Source organism: Marinobacter segnicrescens (assembly GCF_900111555.1).
Taxonomy (GTDB): domain Bacteria; phylum Pseudomonadota; class Gammaproteobacteria; order Pseudomonadales; family Oleiphilaceae; genus Marinobacter; species Marinobacter segnicrescens.
The window spans coordinates 43,260-64,392 of record NZ_FOHZ01000003.1 but is presented as its reverse complement, the minus strand read 5'-3'; the positions used below and the strand labels follow the sequence as shown (position 1 = coordinate 64,392).

Sequence of the window (21,133 nt, the reverse complement as noted above, 5' to 3'; positions counted from 1 at the left end):
GGAGGAGGTGTTTTATGGCCCCTACAGCAGAAACACTCCGGGTCTTCTACGACGGCTCATGCCCAAGCTGTATCCGTGATCGCCGGCAATACGAAAAGCTGGCAGGGCGAGCTGCCGGGAACGTGGAGTGGGTGGATATCACTGGCCGGGATGAGGAGCTGCAATCCCTGGGTATTCACCCGGATGACGCGCTGCAGGAATTGCATGTCCAGGACAGCAAAGGGCACATTCATCGGGAGCTGGACGCCTACATTCTGCTGATGTCCCGGGCACCGGTGCTCAAACCCCTGGCGTGGCTGATCGGGTTGCCCCTGATCCGCCCAGTACTGGCCAGGGCGTACCACGCCATGGTCACCCGGCGCCTGGAGCGAACCGGGCGCATGCCCGGTAAATAGTGACCCAGGCGCCGCTTGTAGTGGGCGGAGTTCAGAAGGCATCTTTTCCTATGGCAGCGAGGGCCTGGCGCAGGTTGTCCACCGTTCGATCGATATTATTGAGCTTTTCCAGGCCAAACAGGCCGACCCGGAAGCTCAGGAAGTTTTCCGGTTCGTCGCACATCAGGGGCACACCGGCAGCCGTTTGCAGACCCTGCTCCCGGAACAGGCGGGTGTTGTGGATGTCCGTATTTTCGGTGTGCAACACCACCACTCCCGGTGCTTCGAACCCCTCCGCCGCAACACTGCGGAACCCGGCGTCGGCAAAGACTGCCCGCACCTGTTGGCCAAGCTGCCATTGCCGGTCTTTCAACACATCAAAGCCGGTATTCTCTGTTTCGGCCATGGCGTCCCGCAGGATGGCCAGGGTGTCCGTGGGCATGGTGGCGTGGTAAGCGTGGCCACCGTCCTCGTAGGCCTGCATGATAGTGCGCCATTTCTTGAGGTCAGCGGCAAAGCTGCTGCTGGTGGTCGCTTCCAGCTTCTCGAGTGCCCGACCGCTGAGAGCGATCAGGGCCGCGCAGGGGGAGGCACTCCAGCCTTTCTGGGGCGCAGTAATCAGCACATCAACGCCACAGGCCTTCATGTCGACCCAGAGCGCGCCGGAAGCCACGCAGTCCAGCACAAACAGCCCTCCCACACTGGATACCGCCTCGCCCACTGCCTTCAGGTAATCGTCCGGCAAAACCATCCCGGATGCGGTTTCCACGTGGGGTGCAAAGACCACCTCAGGCTTTTCTTGCTGAATCTGGCGAACGACCTCGTCGACAGGGGCGGGAGCCCAGGCCGGCTGGTGGCCCGGGGTTACGGGGCTGGCTTTGAGCACCGATGCGGATGACGGGATTCGTCCCATGTCGAAAATCTGGGACCAGCGATAGCTGAACCAGCCATTACGGAGGACCAGGCATCTGCGGTCATGGGCGAACTGACGGGCCACGGCCTCCATGCCAAAACTGCCCCCGCCGGGCACAACGACCGCACCCTCCGCGTTATAGGCCCGTTTGAGTGTGCCCGAGATATCCCGCATCACCTGCTGGAACACCGCAGACATGTGGTTGAGGGAGCGGTCATTGAACACGACGGAGTATTCCAGCAGCCCTTCCGGGTCTACCTGGGGAACCTGTCTGGACATGTTGCAAATCCTGTTTTGGGCAGCCATCGGCTGCCTGGCGTTGTTTGGCTGCTAATAATAACGAGGAAGGTATTTTCGCCTGTCACGCCCGGTTCCGCAAATCCGCCGGCATAACAGGAATTTCATCTATTGGGCTGGGGTGTGGAACCTTTAAGCCGCTACAGTACGGGGAGGGCAGGCAAGTGGCGTTTCCCTTGCCTGGATTGAAAGAGTCGCTACAGGGAAGCCGGGCACCATGGAACATACCATCCAGATTCTTGCCCGTGCGGGCTATGCATCCCGTGGAGTTCTCTACCTGGTTGTTGGCCTGCTGGCACTGACGTCCGCTGTCGGTATGGGCGGGCAGACAACCAGTGCGCGAGGCGCCCTGGTGGAAATCCTGGAGCAACCCTTCGGGCGGATTCTGTTATTGCTGATGATAGCAGGCCTTGTCGGCTTCGCCCTCTGGCGCGCGATCCAGAGCCTTACTGATGCCGACCACCATGGCAGGGATCCAAAGGCGCTGGTCATCCGTGCCGGTCACCTGCTCAGCGCTGTGACACATGGCTTCCTCGCATACTGGGCGATCCGGCTGATGCTGGCCTCGCGAGAGGGTAGCAAGGGAGGATCTTTATCGGCTCTTGGCGAGGGCACCGCCACGCTGGTGATTGCCGCGGCGGGTGTATTATTGTCAGGCATTGGCGTGGCTCACATATTCAAGGGCTGGACCGCACGGTTCGAGCGTTACATGACCTTCCCCTCCAGCCATGAACCCTGGGCGCGGCACCTGTGTCGTTTCGGCCTGGTGGCACGGGGGGTGGTCTGGTGCATTGTGGCGGGTATGCTTATCCATTCCGCGGTACGGCTAAATTCCAGGGAAATCCAGGGCACCGGGGAAGCACTGGACTGGCTGGCGGGGTCGCCCTACGGGCAGTGGTTACTCGGTATTGTTGCGGCTGGCCTTGTGGCCTTTGGGGTATACAGCTGCCTGGAAGCCAGGTATCGGCATATCCGTTCCTGAGTAAGGGTAGAGGCTGGCCCTGGCGTAGGTGGCCCGAATCGGGGCGCGGCAATATACCGCAGGGATCGGGGTTGTATTTGGTGGTGGTTACGGAAAGACTGTCGACACTGTACCCCTTTTCAACCACCGGAATTGGATACCCATGACCCATAGAAAAGTCTCACTCCTTGCATCCGGCCTCACGGCTTTCTCCATGCTGGCGGCTCACTCCCTGCCAGTGCTGGCCGCGGAATATCAGCAGGGCGATGTCGCTATTGAACATCCCTGGTCCCGTCCAACGCCACCCGGTACGCCAGTGGGTGTAGGCTATATGACCATTCATAACCATGGTGACCAATCCGTTACCCTGGTGGCCGGTGAGACGCCTGTGGCAGGCCAGGTCTCAATCCACGAAACGGTCATGCACGATGGCCTGATGAAGATGCAGCCCCTGCCGGACGGGCTCACCGTTTCTGCCGGAGAAACCGTGGTACTCAAGCCCCATAGCTTTCACCTGATGCTGGAACAGCTGAAGCGTCCCCTGGCCGAGGGCGAGGAAGTGCCGCTGACACTGCAGTTCGAAGGTATGGAGCCTATGGAGATCATCCTGCAGGTTCAGCAGATGGATGCCATGCCATCGAAAATGGACCATTCTGACCACTGATCCACGGTTCTTCCCATTCGCACAGGTCGGGCAAGGTCGTTGTCCCGGCCTGAGGCCTCACTTGCCTGACGCCATTCCTGGCTATCCCGTTTTCCAGCCAGCGCTTCCCGTCTTTCGACAGATCCTGCCTGCACTGAACGGCACCTTTTTGCGGGTGTGGTATCACGACTTTCCCGCGCCTGTGATGACGATCTCATAACCTCACTGTCATGTTCTTTTTGTAGTCTTGAAAATGTCGATAATCCAGTGGGTTACGGGTCATTTGTTGCTATGTATCACTCATGACGACACGTTGATGCTGCTGTGAAGAGGTGCGCATAATACGCATCGAAACGGTGGCCCGGGAGCCTTGCAGGACATGGCATTCCGGGCGCCGGGTACACAAACCGTCAAATCTCGCCCGGGCGCTGTTCCCACAGGCCCAGCAATGGCATGGACAGTTCAGGCAGCGCCTGCGGGTTTGCCTGACATGCTGACGCTCCAACAAGGGATGGATTGGGATGATACAGAGCAATAGTTTCCGTAATACAGTCATTTTGCTGGTCATATGCCTGCTTTCCGCCGGCACCGTCTCCGCCCAGGAGGCTTACCAGATTGGTGTCGGCGACCGGGTCAGCGTTTCCGTCTACGGTCAGGAGGACATGGACACAGACACCGAGGTTGCTGCGGATGGCACCATCACCATGGCGCTGATCGGCCGCGTCGATGTCGAGGGTATGACGCCTCCGGAAGTCAGTCGATTGCTGGAATCCCGCCTTGAGAACGAAGGCTATCTCCGAAATGCCAATGTCAATGTGGTGGTGGAGGAGTACCGGAGCAATACCGTTTCGGTTCTCGGCCACGTTAACCAGCCCGGAAAGATCGCGCTGGAGGGTCCTACCACCCTGACCGAGGTGCTGGCGCTGGCCGGGGGTATCAACTCCGGAGGTGGCGAGCGCCTTGTGCTGATTCGAGATAGTGAAGGCGGGCAGCAGGAGCGCCACCAGTTCTACCTCTCCGAACTGCTTGACCAGAAGGCTGCTGATCAGCCAGCAGTGAGGGTGCGCAATGGCGATACCCTGTTTGTTCCCAAAGCCGAGCAGTTCTACGTTCACGGCCAGGTCCAGAAGCCAGGTACCTACACCCTCGACCGGTCCCTGAACGTGATGCAGGCCCTCTCTGTCAGCGGCGGCTTTAATCCCCGTGCCAGCACCAGGGGGGTGGTGCTGTACCGCAAGCAGCCGGATGGCACCGTCAAAACTCTGAAGGTGGATATGTCTGATCCGATTCGGGACGGTGACGTGCTGTTCGTCAAGGAAAGCCTGTTCTGATTCCGCTTTCAGGGAGAAAGGCATGAGCCTGAGCAGTCTGTTGAGAATACTGTTGGCCCGATGGTGGATCACCGCAGCGCTATTGGTGGTATGCGTTGGCGTCATGGCGGTGGTGTCCTTGCTTTTGCCCCGCACCTACGTTGCCTCCACCGAGCTGATTATGGAAGGCCAGGTGCAGGACCGGATGACCGGTGAGCTGGCGCCCGCCCGCTCAGGGTATATTGCTACCCAGGCAGAAATCGTGCGCAGCCGCAAGGTCGCCGGGCGAGTGTATGACTATCTGCCGGACGACATCCGGGCGATGGTCGATGCCCGGGCAAAGGAGGCCCACGACGGTGATGGCGAGGCGAGGCCTGCGGCATGGCTGGCCGGGTATGTTCGCCGTAATCTCAGCGTCGGCACCGAGAAGGGCAATAACGTCATGACCATCTCCCTGAGTGGAGAGGAGCCCGAACTGGCTGCCGGCGTGGTAAACAGCGTCGCGATCGCCTATATCGATACCAGCATCGAGCTGCGTACAGATCCCGCCCGACGCTTTTCCACCTGGTACCAGGAACAGTTGAAACTGCTGCGGGGAAACCTCCGGGAAGCCCGGGGGAAGCTATCGGACTTTCAGCAAAAGCACGGCATCGTTGGCCTGAATGAACAGCTGGACCTGGAGAATGCCCGCCTTGCGGAGCTTTCCTCCCGGCTGGTGGATGCCCAGGATCAGAGCACCCAGGACCAGCTTCGCCAGGGTAACGGAGACCGGGCGGTCAGCGTTCCGGACAACGCAGCGATTCAGAACCTCAGGGCTCAGCTTGCGGAAGCCGAGGCTGAGTTGAACGACATGTCAAACCGTTACGGGGAGCGACATCCTGAGTACCGGCGCCAGGCCGCCAGGGTCCAGTCCCTGCGCGCAAGCCTGGCCAGGGAACGCAGTATTGCTGCCAATAGCCTCGAATCCACGGCCAACGTCTCCCAGAGTCGCCTGGAAGAGTTGCAGCAGGCTTTCGACGACCAGAAACAGCGGGTGCTGGCCCTGAAGGAACAGCGCGATGAGCTGGACCTGCTTCAGCAGGAAGTGCAGATGGCCCAGGAAGCCTATAACGCCGCTTCTGGCCGGGCCCAGGCCAACACCCTGGAAAGCCGGCTGGCTGAAACCAATGTCACCGTGCTCAACGAAGCCGTGCCGCCAAGCATGCCGACGTCGCCCAACGTCAAACTCAACCTGGTGATTGCAACTGCTCTGGGGTTGTTGCTCGGTGTGGCACTGTCACTGATCCTTGAATTGACCAATCGACGAGTCAGAAGCCGGTCGGATATCGAAGAAACCCTTGGCCTGCCGGTACTCGCCTATTTGCCGGATACGCCTGGCAGCTGGCGGCAACGTGAGGCACAGACAATATGAGTGAAGTAGCGCTTCCCCTGTTCAGGGATAACTCTCACATTCCGGACCAGACCGACCTGATGGGCCGTCTGATGGTTCAGAAGGGGCTGATTCACAACGATGACCTGGACCGGATCCTGATCCTGCAGAAGCAGAGAGGTATCCGTTTCGGGGAAGCGGCGCAATCGCTGGGACTGGTTACTGCAGAAGATGTAAAGGCGGTTCTTGCGGAACAGTTCGCCTACCCGGTGGTGGCCAGGCCTGCGAGCGAGGTCAGCCTGCACCCCAGGCTGATCGCCGCCTACCAGCCAGCACACCCCCGTGTGGAGGCGCTGAGGAGCTTGCGCAGTGAGCTTATGCTCCGGTACTTCAACCAGCCGGACAACAAGGTTCTGGCTATTGTCGGAGTCGATAGCGAGGCCGGGATCCGGGACCTGGCTACCAACCTGGCTGTAGTGATTGCCCAGACAGGTGCACGCACCCTGCTTATTGACGGCAACCTGCGGGACCCCTGTCTCCATGAATGGTTCGGGCTGCCCAACCTGAGGGGGTTGTCTGATGCGCTTGCAGGCCGCTCCTCCGCGATTCCCAGGCACTGTCCTCCTCTGGATACCCTGTGGTTGCTTAATGGCGGCACTGTGGCACCCAATCCCCAGGAATTGCTGGCCCACAAGCGCTACCAGAACCTGATTACCCAGCTCGTGGCCAAGTTTGATGCTGTGATCATCAATACCCCGGTTCTGGGTGCCAACCTTGACGCCCAACTGGTGGCTGCCCGTTCCGGCGCAGCGCTGATGGTGGCCAGGGAGAACCATACTTCCCTGCGAAGCCTCGATAAGGCCAGCCATCGCTTGAGAGACCTGGGAGTTGCAGTCACTGGAGTGGCGCTCTCTCACTGACACGTCCGGCCCGGTATCCTGGAAGGTACCGGGGTGGTTTATGTGGCGCCTGTCCGGTGCCGAAGGCGGGAAGGACCATGCCAGCAGAAACCCCGGCCCAGCACCTGGCTCTGAGGCCCCTGACCATCGCGATTGTGGTGGGAGCCGTGATTTACCAGGTGGTGCTTTGCCTTATCAATACCCATCTTTTTCCGGCTTCCCGCGCCTTGGTCGGGCTGGCCGAGGCGATGTTGATGCTGGCCTGCCTGCCGCTGCTGCTGCCCAGGTTGCTGCCCGGTGTGTTGATCCTGGTGGCGTTGACCGGTGCCACGTTGTGCCTGCTGGCTCTGTTCAAGGGCGGTTTGGACATAAAGGGCTTCCGGGATGTGCTGATCCCCATGTGGTTCTTCTGGCTGGGCCGTAATGTTGGCGACATCCGCCTGGCGGACCGTACCCTGAAAATCGCCATTGCTGTGGTTGTAGTTGTGGGTTTCTACGAGTTGTTCGCCCTCGACAGCTTCACCAGCATGCTGGACATCTTCGGCTACTACGTAAATATCGGGAGTCTGGAGCCTATCACCGAGTATGAGCGTGAAAGCCGGCTGCAAATGAACGGCATCCGACCGGAAGACATGGGGCGCACGCTTTTACCCTGGCTGCTGGATAATCACCGGGTGTCCTCGGTTTTCCTGGAACCGGTGTCGCTGGGTAATTTTGCGACCCTGGTGGTGGCCTGGGGGCTAAGCAAGGACTCCTCCGAGAAATCCCTGATGTGGCAGTTCTGCGCGGCCGGCGTGGTGATGATGGTCCTGGCGGACTCCCGGTTTGCGTTGCTGTCAGTCGCACTTCTGGTGGTTGTCCGCCTGCTGTTCAGGGGCTGGATGCTTTACCTGCCGGCCATTATGCCGTTCTGCATCATGGCCGGGCTGGTGGCGCTCGGGTTGTTTGGCTCTGTTGCTTACAGTGACACCTTCGTTGGCCGCCTGGTCAGCAGTGCCTGGGGGCTGCTGAGCTTTGATACCCGAATGTTGCTGGGCGCGGACAGCGGCGCCTGGTTCCCGGATCAGGGTTATGCCTACGTGCTCTCGACGTTTGGGGTTGTGCTTGCTCTGGGCTTCTGGCTGGTGATCTGGCTGATGCGTGTGCCTGACGAACGGGCAGCGAGGTTCCGCTGTTTTGCATCGGTCTATATATCACTGATCCTCACGGTTAGCGGAACATCACTGTTCGCCATGAAAACGTCCGCGCTGCTCTGGTTCCTGTTCGGCGTGGTACTGGCTGATCCGGCGCGGTTACCGGTTCCAAGGCATCTGAGGGCGGACTGGTCCGGCTGGGGCGGACGCCTGGGCATTCATCGCAGGGAGGCCGACGCATGAGCGTCAACGTTGTTCACGTCATCCGGCAGTACTACCCATCGGTTGGTGGCATGGAAGATGTAGTCAGGAACATCGCCGCGTGCCAGCTCTCTACGGGTGGGCAGACCGCTTCGATTGTCACCCTGGACCGGCTGTTCCGAAACTCGGATCAGCGACTGGAGCGGCAGGATGTGGTGGCCGATGTGCCGGTTACCCGCCTGCCTTACCGGGGTTCCAGCCGCTACCCTCTGTGTCCATCCGTCTTGCAGGCGGTGCGCGAGGCGGACGTGGTACACGTTCACGGTGTGGATTTTTTCTTCGATTACCTGGCGCTGACCAGGCTGGCCCATCGACGCCCCCTGGTGGTTTCGACCCACGGTGGCTTTTTCCATACCGAGTTCGCCAGCCGGCTCAAGGATATCTGGTTTAACACCATTACCCGGATGTCGTCGCGGGCCTATGACAAGGTGGTCGCTACCAGCGAGAACGATGGTCGCCGGTTCCGCGAGATCATCCCGGACAGTCGTCTGGAGGTGATCGAAAACGGTGTGAATACGGAAAAGTATGCTGACCAGGCAAGTCAGGAGCTGAACCGTACCCTGATTTATTTCGGGCGCTGGTCCTCCAACAAGGGACTGCTGGAAGCGCTCGACCTGCTCAAGGTTCTGAGAGAGAGGGATTCGCGGTGGCGACTTATTGTTGCCGGACGCGAGTACGATTTCAGTATCGAAACACTGAACCAGGAAATCCGTCGACGCCAGCTGACAGAGGGTGCCGTTACGCTGGAAGCGAGCCCCTCCGACGAAAGACTGGCGGAACTGATGGGGCACGCGGCCTGGTTCGTTTGCCTGTCACGTCATGAGGGGTTCGGGCTGGCGGCAATCGAAGCCATGAGTGCGGGGCTGACTCCGGTTCTCTCCGATATTCCACCATTCCGTAAGTTAACCGATGCCTCTGATGTGGGGGTATCAGGCGAGGCAGGCGAGCCACGGGCGCTAGCGGACCGCTTACAGCGATTACATGACGAGGGTCCGGCGGCCTATCAGAACAGGCGGTCACGGGCCATAAACTTTGCCCGCGGGTACAGCTGGCCGCAGATTGCCGATCGGTACATTCAACTCTACGAGTCCCTGGGAGGATCTTCATGACTCAACCCGGTACTACGGACCCTGCCCGCAGGAGCCGCTACGGACGAACGTCATGGCGAGCTGTGATGGCTGGCATTGCCGGCCTGGTCATGGCATCCGGTGCCTCCGCAGTGTGCCTGGGTGAAGCGCCCCTGCGAGGCGTGAACCTGTCTGGTGCGGAGTTCAATAGCAAACAGTTGCCCGGCGAAATGTTCCGCCATTACACCTATCCGTCACCCGGAGACTTCGAGTACTTCGCAGAGAAAGGGGCGAACCTGGTTCGTTTGCCGATCCGCTGGGAGCGGGTTCAGCGCGAGCTCCGGAGTGAGCTGGATGGCGGGGAACTGGCCCAGATTCGCAAGGCGGTCAGTCGCGCCCGCGATAACGGCCAGTGCCTGCTCCTTGACCTGCACAACTACGCGGCATGGCACGGCAATGTACTGGGCGAGGGGCGCGTTACCACGGGGGATCTCATCGATGTCTGGCAGCGTCTGGCACGGGAACTGGACGATCCGGAGCATGTGGCCCTGGGACTTATGAACGAGCCCTTCCGTATGGACATTGCTGACTGGGCGAAAACGGCACAGGACACGCTGTATGCACTGCGGGAGCAAGGCTCCGAACACCTGGTCGTGGTATCCGGAGGGCGCTGGAGCGGTGTCCATGAATGGTTCAAGGTGCGCACGGGGACGACCAATGCCGATGCCTTTGCCGGGCTGGAGGATCCGCTCGACCGAACCGTACTGGAGGTTCACCAGTACCTGAACGAAGGCTACTCCGGCACCCATCAGGACTGCCTGCCGCCAGAACATTTCGATGGCATGTTCGAAAAACTATCCCGCTGGGCGGATGAAAACGATCAGCAGTTATTGCTGGGCGAATTCGGCTCGCCCCCGCGGGAGGAGTGCCTGGCATCCCTGGAGCGGATCCTGCACCTCAGCAATGATCCCTCGACCTGGCGGGGTTGGGCGTACTGGGCCGCCGGGGCCTGGTGGGGCGATTATTTTCTTACGGTTCACCCGGACGATGGCCAGGATCGTCCACAAATGTCGGTGTTGGAAACGTTCTTCAGAGACTGGTCATGCGCCGACGTGAAGAACGGTCAGTGCCCGGAGCCTCCGGAAGACCTGGCGGTAGACTAAGGAAGGAATGGAACGCAATGGAACCAGCAATCAGACAGGTTTTGCGGCAAAGCGACGGTGAGCCTCCCTCAGATCGTACGGCAGGCACCCGGACAACCGGTGATAGCAGGATCGGAGCGGGCCTCCGGTACCTGGTGCTTTCGGCCCACGATTACCGTTCTCCGCGCAAGGCCAACATCCACTTTATCGCCAGGGAGCTGGCGAAACGGGGGCCGACCCGGTTCTTTTCACTTCGCTACAGCCTGCTTTCCCGCCAGACCGGTGACCCAAGGCTGTCCCTGGATCACCAGGCCAACCGGATCGAAACCCGGGATGGCGTGGAATGCTATCTCTGGAAAACCCCGGTACATCCTTTCAACACCCGCAGGCCCGCCCTGCGTGCCCTGGAAGACCTCATGTATTGGGGCTACGTCGCCCTGGCGAGCCGGGTGCTGAGAACCTGGCTGGCGGAGGCAGATGTGGTGGTGTTCGAGAGCGGCGTCGCACCGGTCTTCTTTGACCTTGCGCGGCAGATCAATCCCCGGGTGAAGACTGTCTATATAGCCTCTGACGATCTCGATACGATTAACGTGGCGGAATACGTCAAGGCGGCTTTCAATCGTGCAGCGCCTGATATGACGACGATCCGCATTCCATCCCGGGCCTTGCTGCCGGGGATACCATCGCGGGACAACGTGGTGCTAGTACCCCATGGTATCGACCACAAACTGGCAGAAACGTCCGCCGCTTCTCCCTACCGGGACGCCCTGAATGCGGTATCGGTGGGTTCCATGCTGTTTGATCCCGGTTTCTTTGCCGAAGCTTCGCACCGCTTTCCGAACGTGCATTTCCATATCATCGGATGTGGGCAGCCCCATCACCCGTCCTACGGCCCTAATGTCACCGTGTACGATGAAATGCCCCATGAGGAAACCGTCCGTTACATCCGTCATGCGGACATCGGCATAGCACCCTACCGCTCAGAGTCCGTACCTGGGTACCTGGCTGATACCTCCATGAAGTTGATCCAGTATGACTTCCTTGGTGTGCCGGCTGTGTGCCCACATTCGGTAACAGGCGATTATGGCAGTCGCTTCGGGTATACGCCTGGAGATGGTGTGTCTGTTGAACAGGCCATAACCCGGGCGCTGAATGCCCCTCGGGAAGCCTCCCGGCGCCACCTCAGCTGGTCGGAGGTTACGGACCGTATTCTTGAACCATCCGCTTTCCCGGACACGGAGGTTATCAAATGATGAGTTGTGAAAGGCCCATGCGCGGTCCTACCTTGCCACTGGCGGGTTACCCCGTGGCCGCGCTGAGAACGGAGCAGTTAAAGGCTACGCTTATCCGGGACCTGGAATCGGGTCAGCGGCGTATGCTGTTCTTCGTAAACACCAACTTTGTCAATCAGTGCGACCACCTTCGTACCCAGCTTCTGGAGCCTGAAGTCATACTCGTCAACGATGGGGTGGGGATGGACATTGCCAGCTATCTCATCCACCGACGCCGCTATCCGGACAACCTCAATGGCACAGACTTTGTGCCAGCACTGCTTGACGCCATCGTCGAGCACCACCAGCAATCCGGCCGTGAAGGAGAGGTGCCGGCCGTCTTTCTGTTGGGGGCAGGACCAGGTGTAGCCGAGCGGGCAGGGCGGGTATTGGCTCAGCGAGGTGTCCCGGTGGTTGGGGTGCTTGATGGTTACGGTGAATCCGCCGATAACCGTCGGGTTGTGGACTCCATCAATGCCAGCGGTGCGGACATCGTGCTGGTTGCCACCGGCAATCCGCGCCAGGAAACGTGGATTCTCGAAAACGCGCCTGATCTTGGGGCCCGGCTTTTTATCGGCGTCGGAGCGCTGCTGGACTTTCTTGCGGGGGAAAAACCCCGGGCGCCGGAGATGGTTCGCACCCTGAGAATGGAATGGCTTTACCGGTTAAGTCTGGAGCCAAGGCGGTTGGTACGACGGTACACCGTTGATATCGGCCGTTTCCTCGTTCGTTGTGTGCGTGAGCGATCTGCCGCCAGCGTATAGGCTGGCCACGAGACCATTGGGCACTGTGAAGTCAGGGTGGCCAGGATAGTGCCACCCTGGGGGTTGTGGTTCCGTGGGTATTGATCAGAGTGTCAGGTCCAGGCCGAGGGAAACGATGCTGGCGTCAAACTCCCGTTCGTCAAGGGGGGAGCTGCGATCCAGCCAGACCGTGCGGAGGTTGAGCTCCAGTGTGTCGGTGGCCTGGTAGCGGGCGGTCAAAGGGGTGAACTTGTGGATTCGCTCACTGCGTGCGTCCCGCTGGGGGTTGGCATCGAACTCATAGTGCAGCCACGCATAACCAGTGCCCAGGAGAATCTTCGGCGTTGCCTGCCATTCCAGGTCCAGGTAGAACCGCTGGATCTCGGAGGCGCTGTCCGAGGTTTCGCCGATGGCTGGCTCAGTGTACTCGAAGCCGGTGGTTACATGGGTCTTGTAGGTCGCGGCCCAACGGCCCTCGAGCAGGGCGTAGCCACCCGTACCGTCGTTGGCTTCGCCGTCCCGGTCGAACATACCCAGGCGGGACTCCAGTTGGGTTTTGGGACTGACGACCCAGTTGGTTTCGAATTCGACGGTGGTGTAGTCGAAATCCAGGTCACCACTCTCCGGAATATCTTCAGGGCGGACCCGGTCCTGGTGAGGATATTCCCTTTGGCCGTTGATAACCTTCAGGCCAATGGTCGAGCCCCGGGCGCTGGTGTAGCGGGTGCCTACCGACGCTTCCTCGTCAGTGTAGTCCAGTGCTTCCTGGCTGTCGTTGGAATGCGCCTGGTCAAGGCGGCGCAGAGTCAGCGGAAACGACCAGTTGTTGCCTGGTGTGATGACAAGACCGCCAGTGGTTTCTTCCTCAGTGACCACGTCCTTGTCCTCGAATTCGGCCCGGTCAACCAGGCGTTCGCGGCGGCTCCATGACAGGTGTGGCTTGAACGCGTTACCAATGGTCCCCTTCCAGGCGGCGCCGCCACCCCAGGTGGTGGTATCAAAGTTATCGCGCTCGTCGTGTTCGTAGCGGGTGGCACCGGCGCTGAGCGTAAAGCGCTGGCGGCTGAGTTCCTGGTTGATCCGGACTCCAGCGTTCGCTGTGCTGATCTGTTCAGGGTCATCATCGGGCACCCGATCGTAATTGCTGTCCCAGGTGTGCCCGATGCCGGCATTAAACCTGAACCGGTCTGGCTGCTCGACTTCCTGTGCCACGGCAGCAGCGGACATGCCCAGAAGGCTTATGGCAAGCGTCAGGGGGACTGGCCGCAAGCAGGCGCCGTTGGCACGCCAGGGTAGATCGTAAAAGGGGAATGAATAATGCATCCGTGTGCCCTTTGTGAGAGTCCTTTGTACAGCTGACGTTCTGGCGAGGTGAGGAACCTTGCCTGCCCTGCAGGCTTGCACGATTTCCGCCCCCGGGCCGACGGCTGGGAGCTTCGGCGCCGTACCTGCCCGGATCGCCAGGATGTTGATTTCACTGCTACAAAACGGTACCGGAACAGGGCGGCTATTGAAAGGCGTTGCCGCCGCTTGAGAGTTACCGTTTGGTGCCGTATCGGTTAATTAATCGTCATGCCGAGGAGCCCGAATGCAACGGGCAGTGCAGGTATAGTTAGTCTCAGTTGAAACCGGAGGGGGCTGCGCTGTCTCTGAATCCATAAGTTGCGCTGCCCGCTGAATACACGCACAGCTGGAGGTGTATCCACAGATGGAAGGAATCATGAAACCGGAACCGGTCGCAGGGGAAGGCAGTGGCGAGCTGCAGCGTGATCTCGAAGCACTTGTCCCCGGAGGCGTCTATCGCGACGTTCCGCTTTCCCGGGTGAGCCGGTGGCGGGTAGGTGGACCGGCCAGGCTGGTCGTCGCTCCGGGCACTATCTCCCAGGTGCAGCGAGTGATGGCCTATGTCTCCAGTCGAGGGCTGCCGTATGTCGTGCTGGGGTCTTCCACCAACCTCCTGTTTGCCGATGAAGGGCTGGAGGTGCTTGCCATACATATCGGTGCCAGGCTTGGTGGGTTCCGGGTGGAGGGTGCGCGGGTCTGGAGCGAAGCGGGCATCTGGGTGCCTGCCTTTGCGCGACAGCTCGCCCGGGCCGGGCTGTCGGGAGCTGAGCATACCTGTGGTATCCCCGGTACCCTGGGGGGGCTGATCTGCATGAACGGTGGAAGTCAGCGCAAGGGCATTGGTGACCGGGTGATCGACGTCACCTCCGTCACGAAAACTGGTGAGAAGCGGGTTCGTACCCGCGAAGAGTGTGGCTTTCAATACCGACGGTCGATCTTCCAGGGACTGGGGGAAATCATCGTCGGGGCCCGTTTCCGGTTTGTGGCCGGACCGTCACCCTCATCGGTCCGAAAGGAAATGCTGACCATCCTTGGTGAGCGCCGACGAAAGTTTCCTCGCAAGGTTCCGAATTGCGGTTCGGTATTTGTCAGTAACCCGGCGATGTATGCTCAATATGGCCCACCCGGTGCTGTGATCGAGCGTTGTGGTCTCAAGGGTATGCGACTGGGGGGCGCCATGATATCTCCTTTGCATGCTAATTTTATTGTTAACCAGGACCAGGCAAGGGCGGCTGACATCCTTACGCTTATTGGCGTGGCCCGGCGAACCGTGCGGGAAAGGACCGGCTACGATATGGCGGCTGAGGTGTGCTACGTGTCACCTATCGGCGAAATTACCCCGGCACACCTCAAGGCCGAGGCGCTCTGCGTACCGGAAAGTGTTTCTGAAGTTAACGGGGCAGACCCGAAACCGGTGCCCGGATTGAATCAGTAAGGAGGCAGTAATGACCAGGGTGTCAGTGGTATCGGTATTCTACAATCGGGCGGGTCTGGTAGATGAGTCGGTTGCCAGCCTTAAACAACAGTCTCTGGGAGACTGTGAAATTCTGCTGGTGGATGACGGCTCCACCGATAATACCCTGGAGCGCCTGCGTACCCATGAGAATGAGAAGACAAGGGTTATATCCGGCACCAACCGTGGCCTTGTCGGGGCGCTGAATAACGCCATCGCCCAGGCCCGGGGTAGCTATATCGCCATTCATGGAAGTGGAGACCTGTCGCTTCCGGAGCGTCTGGAGCGACAGGCCGAGATTCTGGATCAGCGTCCGGATGTGGGCGTGGTTGGGTGCCGGTCAGAGGTGGTGACCCTGCAGAGCACGCGTCCTCCGCACCTTGTAAAGCAGCCTTTTGATGGCGATGCCCGGGAGGTCATCCTGGACTGGAACCCGTTCCATCACGGAGAAGTCATGTTCCGAAAGGCTTTATTCGAGGAAGTCGGAGGCTACCGTCCCTTCTTTGTCTGCGCCCAGGACCGGGATCTGTGGTGCCGAATGAGTCACCACTGCCGCTTTCTGGTACTTGAAGATGTGCTTTACCGGAAGTACGCCAAGGTGCCCGGGTCGGTGGCGGCTGATCCGGCACGGCTAATGCTTCAGCGCCACCTGTCTGACTTTGCGTTGTATTGCCACCGTGAACGGCTGGCAGGACGGCCAGATCCACTGGAACAATTCGGCGAGCAGGGAGCATTGTTCCGTCCCCCCAGCCGAGAGTTGGCGAAGGATATGTGCATTATTGGCAGTCGCTACGCGGCGGACGGTAACCTCGAGGCCGCCCGGACTTGCTTCAGGCGAGCCAGGGATGAGAGTGGTTACCTGCCGGCGCGGCTGCTGCTTGCTGCAGCCACACTGACGCCCGGTATCCTTCTGGGGGCGGGAGAAGTCTGGCGAAGACTGCTGAGGCTGGTTCAAAAAGCCAGGTGGTCCGAAGCCCGAAGGTAAGTTTCGGGTAACCCGGTCAATCAATTGGGTGGTACGGATTGACGCTTGAAACTCCGGTTTCTGCAAAAGCCCGACAGTGCTGTGCAGCGGGTGCTGCATAGCGCTACCGGGGCCAGGTGCGAGGATCGAAAGATCAGTAGGCCTGCTGTCCGACAAATCCTCGGAAAGCGGTCCACCAGAGAATCTTGATATCCAGCCACAGGGACCAGTTACGGATGTATTCCAGGTCGTAGGCAATCCGCCCCACCATCTTGTCCATGGTTTCCGTTTCGCCCCGGAAACCGTTTACCTGCGCCAGCCCCGTGATACCGGGCTTTACCTTGTGGCGCAACATATAGCCCTGGATATGGTTGCGGTAGAACTCGTTGTGGGCAACGGCGTGGGGTCTTGGGCCGATGAGTGACATGCTGCCACCAAGTACGTTGAATAGTTGCGGCAATTCATCCAGGGATGTGCGGCGTAGCATGGCGCCGAACGGCGTGATCCGTGGATCATCCCGGGTGGCCTGGGGGACGTTCTCACCATCTTCGCAGACTTTCATCGATCGGAATTTCCAGACCTTGATCTTTTCACCGCGGACTCCGTAACGGGACTGCTTGAAGAAGACCGGGCCCTTTGAATCCATTTTGACACCGATAGCGATGGCAATCATGGGGATTGCCACGATAGCAAGTATTGCCAAACCGGCTGCCAGGTCGAAAGCCCGCTTGGTCCATGCCTGGTCCGCCAGGGGCGAATCATAGATGCTCACCGCCGGAATACCCTGAATTCCGGTGAGCCGGGAGTGGAGGAGGTCAAAGCTGAATACGTCGGGAATCAGATAGGCAGAGACCGTGGTATCGGCAAGGTCCTGTACCAGTTCCCGGACCCGGCGTTCGGCCGCCATGGGCAGGGTGATGAACACCATATCGATCTCGCCGTTGCGGGCTGCCTGCTTGAGTTGTTCCAGGTTGCCCTCAACCCGGACCTGGTCATCGCCCAGTCGGCGGCTCCCGTCGTCCGTGACTCCACGGTCATCGTAGTAGCCGGCGATCTGATAGCCCATCCAGGGCAGGTTCCCGATGGCTGCGGTGAGTCTCTGGCTGAGTGAGGTCGCCCCGACGATCCCGATGCGTCGCTGCGACGACTGCTGCCGGAATCGGGCCAGCACGAACCGGCGCAGCCAATGACAGGAAATAATGGTGATGGGGGTCAGGGTAAGCCAGAGCGCTACCGCCCTGATATTGATGCTTGCGAGCAATTCCATGGCGACAGCGAACGCACCGAGTACCAGCGCGGTGCCGGCCCAGGCCATTGTCAACCGGTGTGCCAGGGCAGGTGTCGAAAAGCCCTGCCAGAGATGGTAGACCTCGTTGCTCTCCGCGAAGAACACGAAGGCAATGATGGCAAGTACCCCCAGCCAGGTGTAGGTATGGCTCCAGGGGGTGTCCCATGGTTGCAGTGTGCCCCACAGCACGCAGATCACCAGCAGGCTGTCGAAAGCACGAAAGAAGGCGAGAATGTTGGAGCGATGCAGGCGTATCGAGGCAGTGGTTCCGGACGCAGGAGGCAGTACCGCAGCCTTTTGCTCCTTCTGATGACTTCCCATAAATCCCTCCGTGAAATTCCCTGAGTGACCGGTCAGGACCGGGTGGTGCACATCGCAGGCGTGGCAGTGAACTACGAATATTAAACACGCCATAGGGACACCCCGGAATCTGATCGGGTTTGGTCCGCGGATTCTAAAAGACTTTATCGAAGAAAAGACATGTATATGATGTAGGTATAAATATGTTCTATTAGATGTGGTGCGCTGGAATTACGCATGTATTTCAACGTTGCGCGGTGTTCTGGCGTCGGCTATCGCTGCGATAAAGGTGCAATTAAGTTTATTTAACAAACTGTTTTTAATGAAAAAGTCAGGAATCATAAATAAACAGGAAAGAAAAATTTCATGGTATTTTAATGTAGTGGTTTTATGGGCGGGTTAAATTGCATAATTATTCATAACGGGCGTGATGATTCCAGGTTCAGGGGTTTGTGGAATCGAGTACTGGGTTTTTATTTGATATGTAGTTTATATATACAAAGCCCCCGTTTTCTTCGAGGTGCATGTCTTCAGGATGAGCATGCACTGAAGCGACCGGCGGAAAGGAGGAAAAGGCAATGGAGGGAAGTCCTGTCGACCAGTGTCGGCATTCACCAGCGGAGTTGCCGGCGTTGCCGCGCAGACACCAACGTGCTGACTGGATCGATATCGCCAAGGGGGTGAGTATCACCCTGGTCGTGTTCTGGCATGTGGCAGGTCCGTTGGTGCCCTTCAACGAGGCGTTGATCTTTCTGCGGATGCCACTGTTCTTCTTCCTCGCAGGGCTTTTTCTCCGAGGCGTCTTCCTCCAGCCATCAGGTGACAAATTTGTCTTCAAGTTCGTGAATTTTGTCTACCTGTTCGTGCTCTGGTCTGCACTGGTGTTTTTCTCCACGACTGTTCCGCAGGCACTGATTAATGGAGAAACCGTCAGTCTCGCCCCGTTGCTGCGGATCTTCATCGAGCCGCCACAAACCCTCTGGTTTATCTATGCGCTGTTGATTGCCGTCACCTTGTTAATGGTCCTCCGGAGGGTGCCGCTTGGGGTGATACTGGCCTTCAGCGTGGTGATCTACGCGCTGTTGTCAGCCGATGGAAACTGGCGGAGCCTGCCGTTTCCTGAGCGGGTCATGTTGCTGTTTCCGTTTATTGTGATGGGGGTGTTCTCCCTGGAGTTTATTGAAGGCACACTGATGCGCAGGGTGGGTCTCTGGCCGCCCATGCTGGCCGGTTTTCTGCTGGCTAGCTGGAGCGTTTACGACTCGCCCCTGGCGGCAGTCGGTCCGGTTACCTTTCTGCTCAGTGTATGGGGGATAACCTCGGTAACCATGCTGGCCGGCTGGCTGGCACACAGGCAGCGTATCGGGGGGCGTGGCTGGGCCTTTGTTGGCCGGCACTCCCTCCAGGTCTACGTTCTGCACCGCATCGTCCAGTTTTACCTGCTGGCGGTTCTTGCGCGTCTGGGATTGCAGCCCTCAGCGGAAGCCGGTCTCTGGTACACCGGATTCTATCTGGTGTCGGGCGGTGTCGTGGTGGCTCTGAGCGTACTGGTAGGATGGGCGCTGGCACGACAGCCCCTGTTCAGTCCGTTGTTTGAAGTGCCCTGGGTCAAAACCCTGCAGTCCCGCCGGTCTGCCAGCGCGGTAACCCGGTGACGCGGTTTGTGGGCAAACCGACAACGTCCGTAACTGTCTTAAGTTGCGACTATCTGGGTCTGGGCAGGTAAAAGGCCGGCCCCGCCGCAAACCTGGAATCGGCGGGGCCGGCAAAAGGCCACCGGGAGCAGCCTCAAGCGTCACTCATCCTGCGGGTCAGATGAGGTTGTACAGGAATACGACAGCAATGCCGGCCGGGGTCAGATAACGCAGTACGAGCATAAAGGCGTTGTAGCTTGCTCCCTGCAGGCCGATATCCTCTGCCAGTCCTTCCCGCTTCATGGCCCAGCCTGCGAACAGGGCAATGGCAAGCCCGCCCAGGGGCATCATCAGGTTCGATACCAGGAAGTCCAGCAGGTCAAAGACAGTCTTGCCTTCAAAGAACGGGATAAAGCCCAGTGGGTGGACGCCTTCCCAGACGTTGAACGACAGCACAGTGCCGATTCCGATAAACCAGATCGCCAGGCCCCCGCCAAGAGCGCTTTTGGTGCGGCTGATGCCCTTGTGTTCTTCCAGCCACTCCACCACCGGCTCCAGCATGGAAATGGCGGAGGTAATGGCGGCCACCAGCAGCAGGGCGAAGAATATGGTGCCGAAGATGGCGCCGCCGCTCATCTGACCGAAGGCCAGCGGCAAGGTGACGAAGATGAGACCGGGACCTGCGCCGGGCTCGAGGCCGTTGGCGAACACCAGCGGGAAGATGGCCAGGCCGGCGAGCAGGGCAACGCTGGTGTCCAGTACGCCGATGGTGATGGCAGTACGGGTGATGTTGATGTCCTTTGGCAGGTAGGAACCATAGGCCATCAGCACGCCGATGCCGATACTGAGGGTGAAGGCTGCGTGGCCCAGGGCAGTCAGTACGCCGGCGGTGGTGAGCTTGCTGAAGTCCGGTGAGAACATGAAGCTGACGGCCTGGCCGAAGCTGCCGCTGTTCATGGCGTAGATGACCATCACGATCAGTAGTACAAACAGCAGCGGCATGAGCATGTTGACCGCTTTTTCCAGGCCGTAGCGGATGCCGCGCCCGACGATGAAGATCACGATGGCCATGAACAGGGAGTGCCACAGCAGGAGCTCCCAGGGGTTGGAGAGCAGGGTGCCGAACTGGCCGCCGATAGCTTCGGCGTCAGCGCCAGTGAACAGGCCGGCAGCGGCCTTGCCGATATAGACCAGGGCCCAGCCGCCGATGACGGCGTAGAAGGAGAGCACCAGGAAGGAGGCGATGACGCCGTTCCAGCCGATGGCCCGCCAGCCCCTGGCGGTGCCTTCTGTCTGGGTGAGGGTTCGCATGGTGGCCACGGGGCTCTGGCCGCCGCGGCGGCCGATCATGGTTTCGGCGATCAGGACGGGTACGCCGATGAGGAAGATGCACGCCAGGTAGATGAGTACGAAGGCGCCGCCGCCGTTTTCGCCGGTAATGTAGGGAAACTTCCAGATGTTACCCAGGCCGACGGCGGAGCCTGCCGCGGCGAGGATGAAGGCCATTCGGGAGGACCAGAGGTTGTTGGCCTGCTGGTGTGGTTGGGTGGTTTGGGTCATTGGGTTCTCCGCTTACTTGTTTTTGTCGGAAGTTTTTTGCCGGTAGCTTTTTAAGACCACGCCTTTGGGTCCGTGCTGGCAGCAGGGCCGGGGTGATTTTCCGGGACACGCCGTGAATACGTCCGTGTAGGCTCCTCAAAAAGGTCCCTCTTTTTGAGGGTCCCGGAAAATCACCCCGGCCCCACTGCCTCGAACCCTGTGCTGGCC

Annotated in this window: 18 protein-coding genes; 14 read left to right on the top strand and 4 right to left on the bottom strand. The window is 59.5% G+C overall.

Annotated elements, in window-relative coordinates:
* Positions 1–14: 14 nt before the first annotated feature.
* Positions 15–395, top strand: a complete 381-nt coding sequence (locus BM036_RS04455; protein ID WP_091849038.1) for a thiol-disulfide oxidoreductase DCC family protein — start codon at positions 15–17, stop codon at positions 393–395.
* Positions 396–426: 31 nt separating this feature from the next.
* Here BM036_RS04455 and BM036_RS04450 read toward each other — a convergent pair whose 3' ends face one another.
* Entirely contained in the window at positions 427–1,566 is a 1,140-nt protein-coding gene (locus BM036_RS04450) for an aminotransferase class V-fold PLP-dependent enzyme (protein ID WP_091849037.1), read from the bottom strand.
* Positions 1,567–1,801: 235 nt separating this feature from the next.
* On the opposite strand from BM036_RS04450, the gene BM036_RS04445 reads away from it, so the two are divergent.
* From BM036_RS04445 to BM036_RS04400, 10 genes are all read left to right on the top strand, one after another.
* A complete protein-coding gene (locus BM036_RS04445) occupies positions 1,802–2,566 on the top strand; it encodes a DUF1206 domain-containing protein (RefSeq protein ID WP_091849036.1) in 765 nt (254 codons plus the stop codon).
* 142 nt (positions 2,567–2,708) lie between these two features.
* Positions 2,709–3,209 (top strand): copper chaperone PCu(A)C, encoded by a 501-nt coding sequence (locus tag BM036_RS04440; protein WP_245742470.1) that lies wholly within the window; start codon positions 2,709–2,711, stop codon positions 3,207–3,209.
* Positions 3,210–3,709: 500 nt separating this feature from the next.
* Positions 3,710–4,519: an SLBB domain-containing protein gene (locus BM036_RS04435; protein ID WP_091849034.1), complete on the top strand. Its 810-nt coding sequence runs from the start codon at positions 3,710–3,712 to the stop codon at positions 4,517–4,519.
* 22 nt (positions 4,520–4,541) lie between these two features.
* Positions 4,542–5,909 carry a GNVR domain-containing protein gene (locus BM036_RS04430; RefSeq protein ID WP_091849033.1) on the top strand — a complete coding sequence of 456 codons (1,368 nt, stop codon included), beginning with the start codon at positions 4,542–4,544 and terminating at the stop codon, positions 5,907–5,909.
* Positions 5,906–6,787, top strand: coding sequence for a CpsD/CapB family tyrosine-protein kinase (locus BM036_RS04425; RefSeq protein WP_091849032.1), 882 nt, complete (start codon positions 5,906–5,908; stop codon positions 6,785–6,787). The genes BM036_RS04430 and BM036_RS04425 overlap by 4 nt, the downstream gene beginning before the upstream one ends.
* 77 nt (positions 6,788–6,864) lie before the next feature.
* Positions 6,865–8,142 (top strand): polysaccharide biosynthesis protein GumE, encoded by a 1,278-nt coding sequence (locus BM036_RS04420; protein ID WP_091849031.1) that lies wholly within the window; start codon positions 6,865–6,867, stop codon positions 8,140–8,142.
* Entirely contained in the window at positions 8,139–9,269 is a 1,131-nt protein-coding gene (locus BM036_RS04415) for a glycosyltransferase family 4 protein (RefSeq protein WP_091849030.1), read from the top strand. Before BM036_RS04420 ends, BM036_RS04415 begins: the two co-directional genes overlap by 4 nt.
* The gene (locus BM036_RS04410) at positions 9,266–10,390 is read left to right on the top strand and encodes a glycoside hydrolase family 5 protein (protein ID WP_091849029.1); all 1,125 of its coding nucleotides are present in this window, start codon (positions 9,266–9,268) and stop codon (positions 10,388–10,390) included. The genes BM036_RS04415 and BM036_RS04410 overlap by 4 nt, the downstream gene beginning before the upstream one ends.
* A gap of 17 nt (positions 10,391–10,407) precedes the next feature.
* Positions 10,408–11,622: a GumK N-terminal domain-containing glycosyltransferase gene (locus BM036_RS04405; protein WP_218144772.1), complete on the top strand. Its 1,215-nt coding sequence runs from the start codon at positions 10,408–10,410 to the stop codon at positions 11,620–11,622.
* Entirely contained in the window at positions 11,619–12,404 is a 786-nt protein-coding gene (locus tag BM036_RS04400) for a WecB/TagA/CpsF family glycosyltransferase (RefSeq protein ID WP_218144771.1), read from the top strand. Before BM036_RS04405 ends, BM036_RS04400 begins: the two co-directional genes overlap by 4 nt.
* 84 nt (positions 12,405–12,488) lie before the next feature.
* Here BM036_RS04400 and BM036_RS04395 read toward each other — a convergent pair whose 3' ends face one another.
* Positions 12,489–13,706 (bottom strand): porin family protein, encoded by a 1,218-nt coding sequence (locus tag BM036_RS04395; RefSeq protein WP_091849028.1) that lies wholly within the window; start codon positions 13,704–13,706, stop codon positions 12,489–12,491.
* Between the two features lie 397 nt (positions 13,707–14,103).
* Here BM036_RS04395 and murB point away from each other — a divergent pair, with 397 nt between their 5' ends.
* Positions 14,104–15,162: a UDP-N-acetylmuramate dehydrogenase gene (murB, locus tag BM036_RS04390; protein WP_091849331.1), complete on the top strand. Its 1,059-nt coding sequence runs from the start codon at positions 14,104–14,106 to the stop codon at positions 15,160–15,162.
* Positions 15,163–15,172: 10 nt separating this feature from the next.
* The gene (locus BM036_RS04385; protein ID WP_091849027.1) at positions 15,173–16,165 is read left to right on the top strand and encodes a glycosyltransferase; all 993 of its coding nucleotides are present in this window, start codon (positions 15,173–15,175) and stop codon (positions 16,163–16,165) included.
* Positions 16,166–16,298: 133 nt separating this feature from the next.
* Here BM036_RS04385 and BM036_RS04380 read toward each other — a convergent pair whose 3' ends face one another.
* Positions 16,299–17,753, bottom strand: coding sequence for an undecaprenyl-phosphate glucose phosphotransferase (locus tag BM036_RS04380; protein ID WP_091849026.1), 1,455 nt, complete (start codon positions 17,751–17,753; stop codon positions 16,299–16,301).
* Positions 17,754–18,310: 557 nt separating this feature from the next.
* Here BM036_RS04380 and BM036_RS04375 point away from each other — a divergent pair.
* Complete coding sequence (locus BM036_RS04375; protein WP_091849025.1) at positions 18,311–19,387, top strand: acyltransferase family protein; 1,077 nt, start codon at positions 18,311–18,313, stop codon at positions 19,385–19,387.
* Between the two features lie 156 nt (positions 19,388–19,543).
* Here the strand turns inward: BM036_RS04375 and BM036_RS04370 are convergent, their stop codons facing one another.
* Entirely contained in the window at positions 19,544–20,926 is a 1,383-nt protein-coding gene (locus BM036_RS04370; protein ID WP_091849024.1) for a sodium-dependent transporter, read from the bottom strand.
* Positions 20,927–21,133 lie beyond the last annotated feature (207 nt).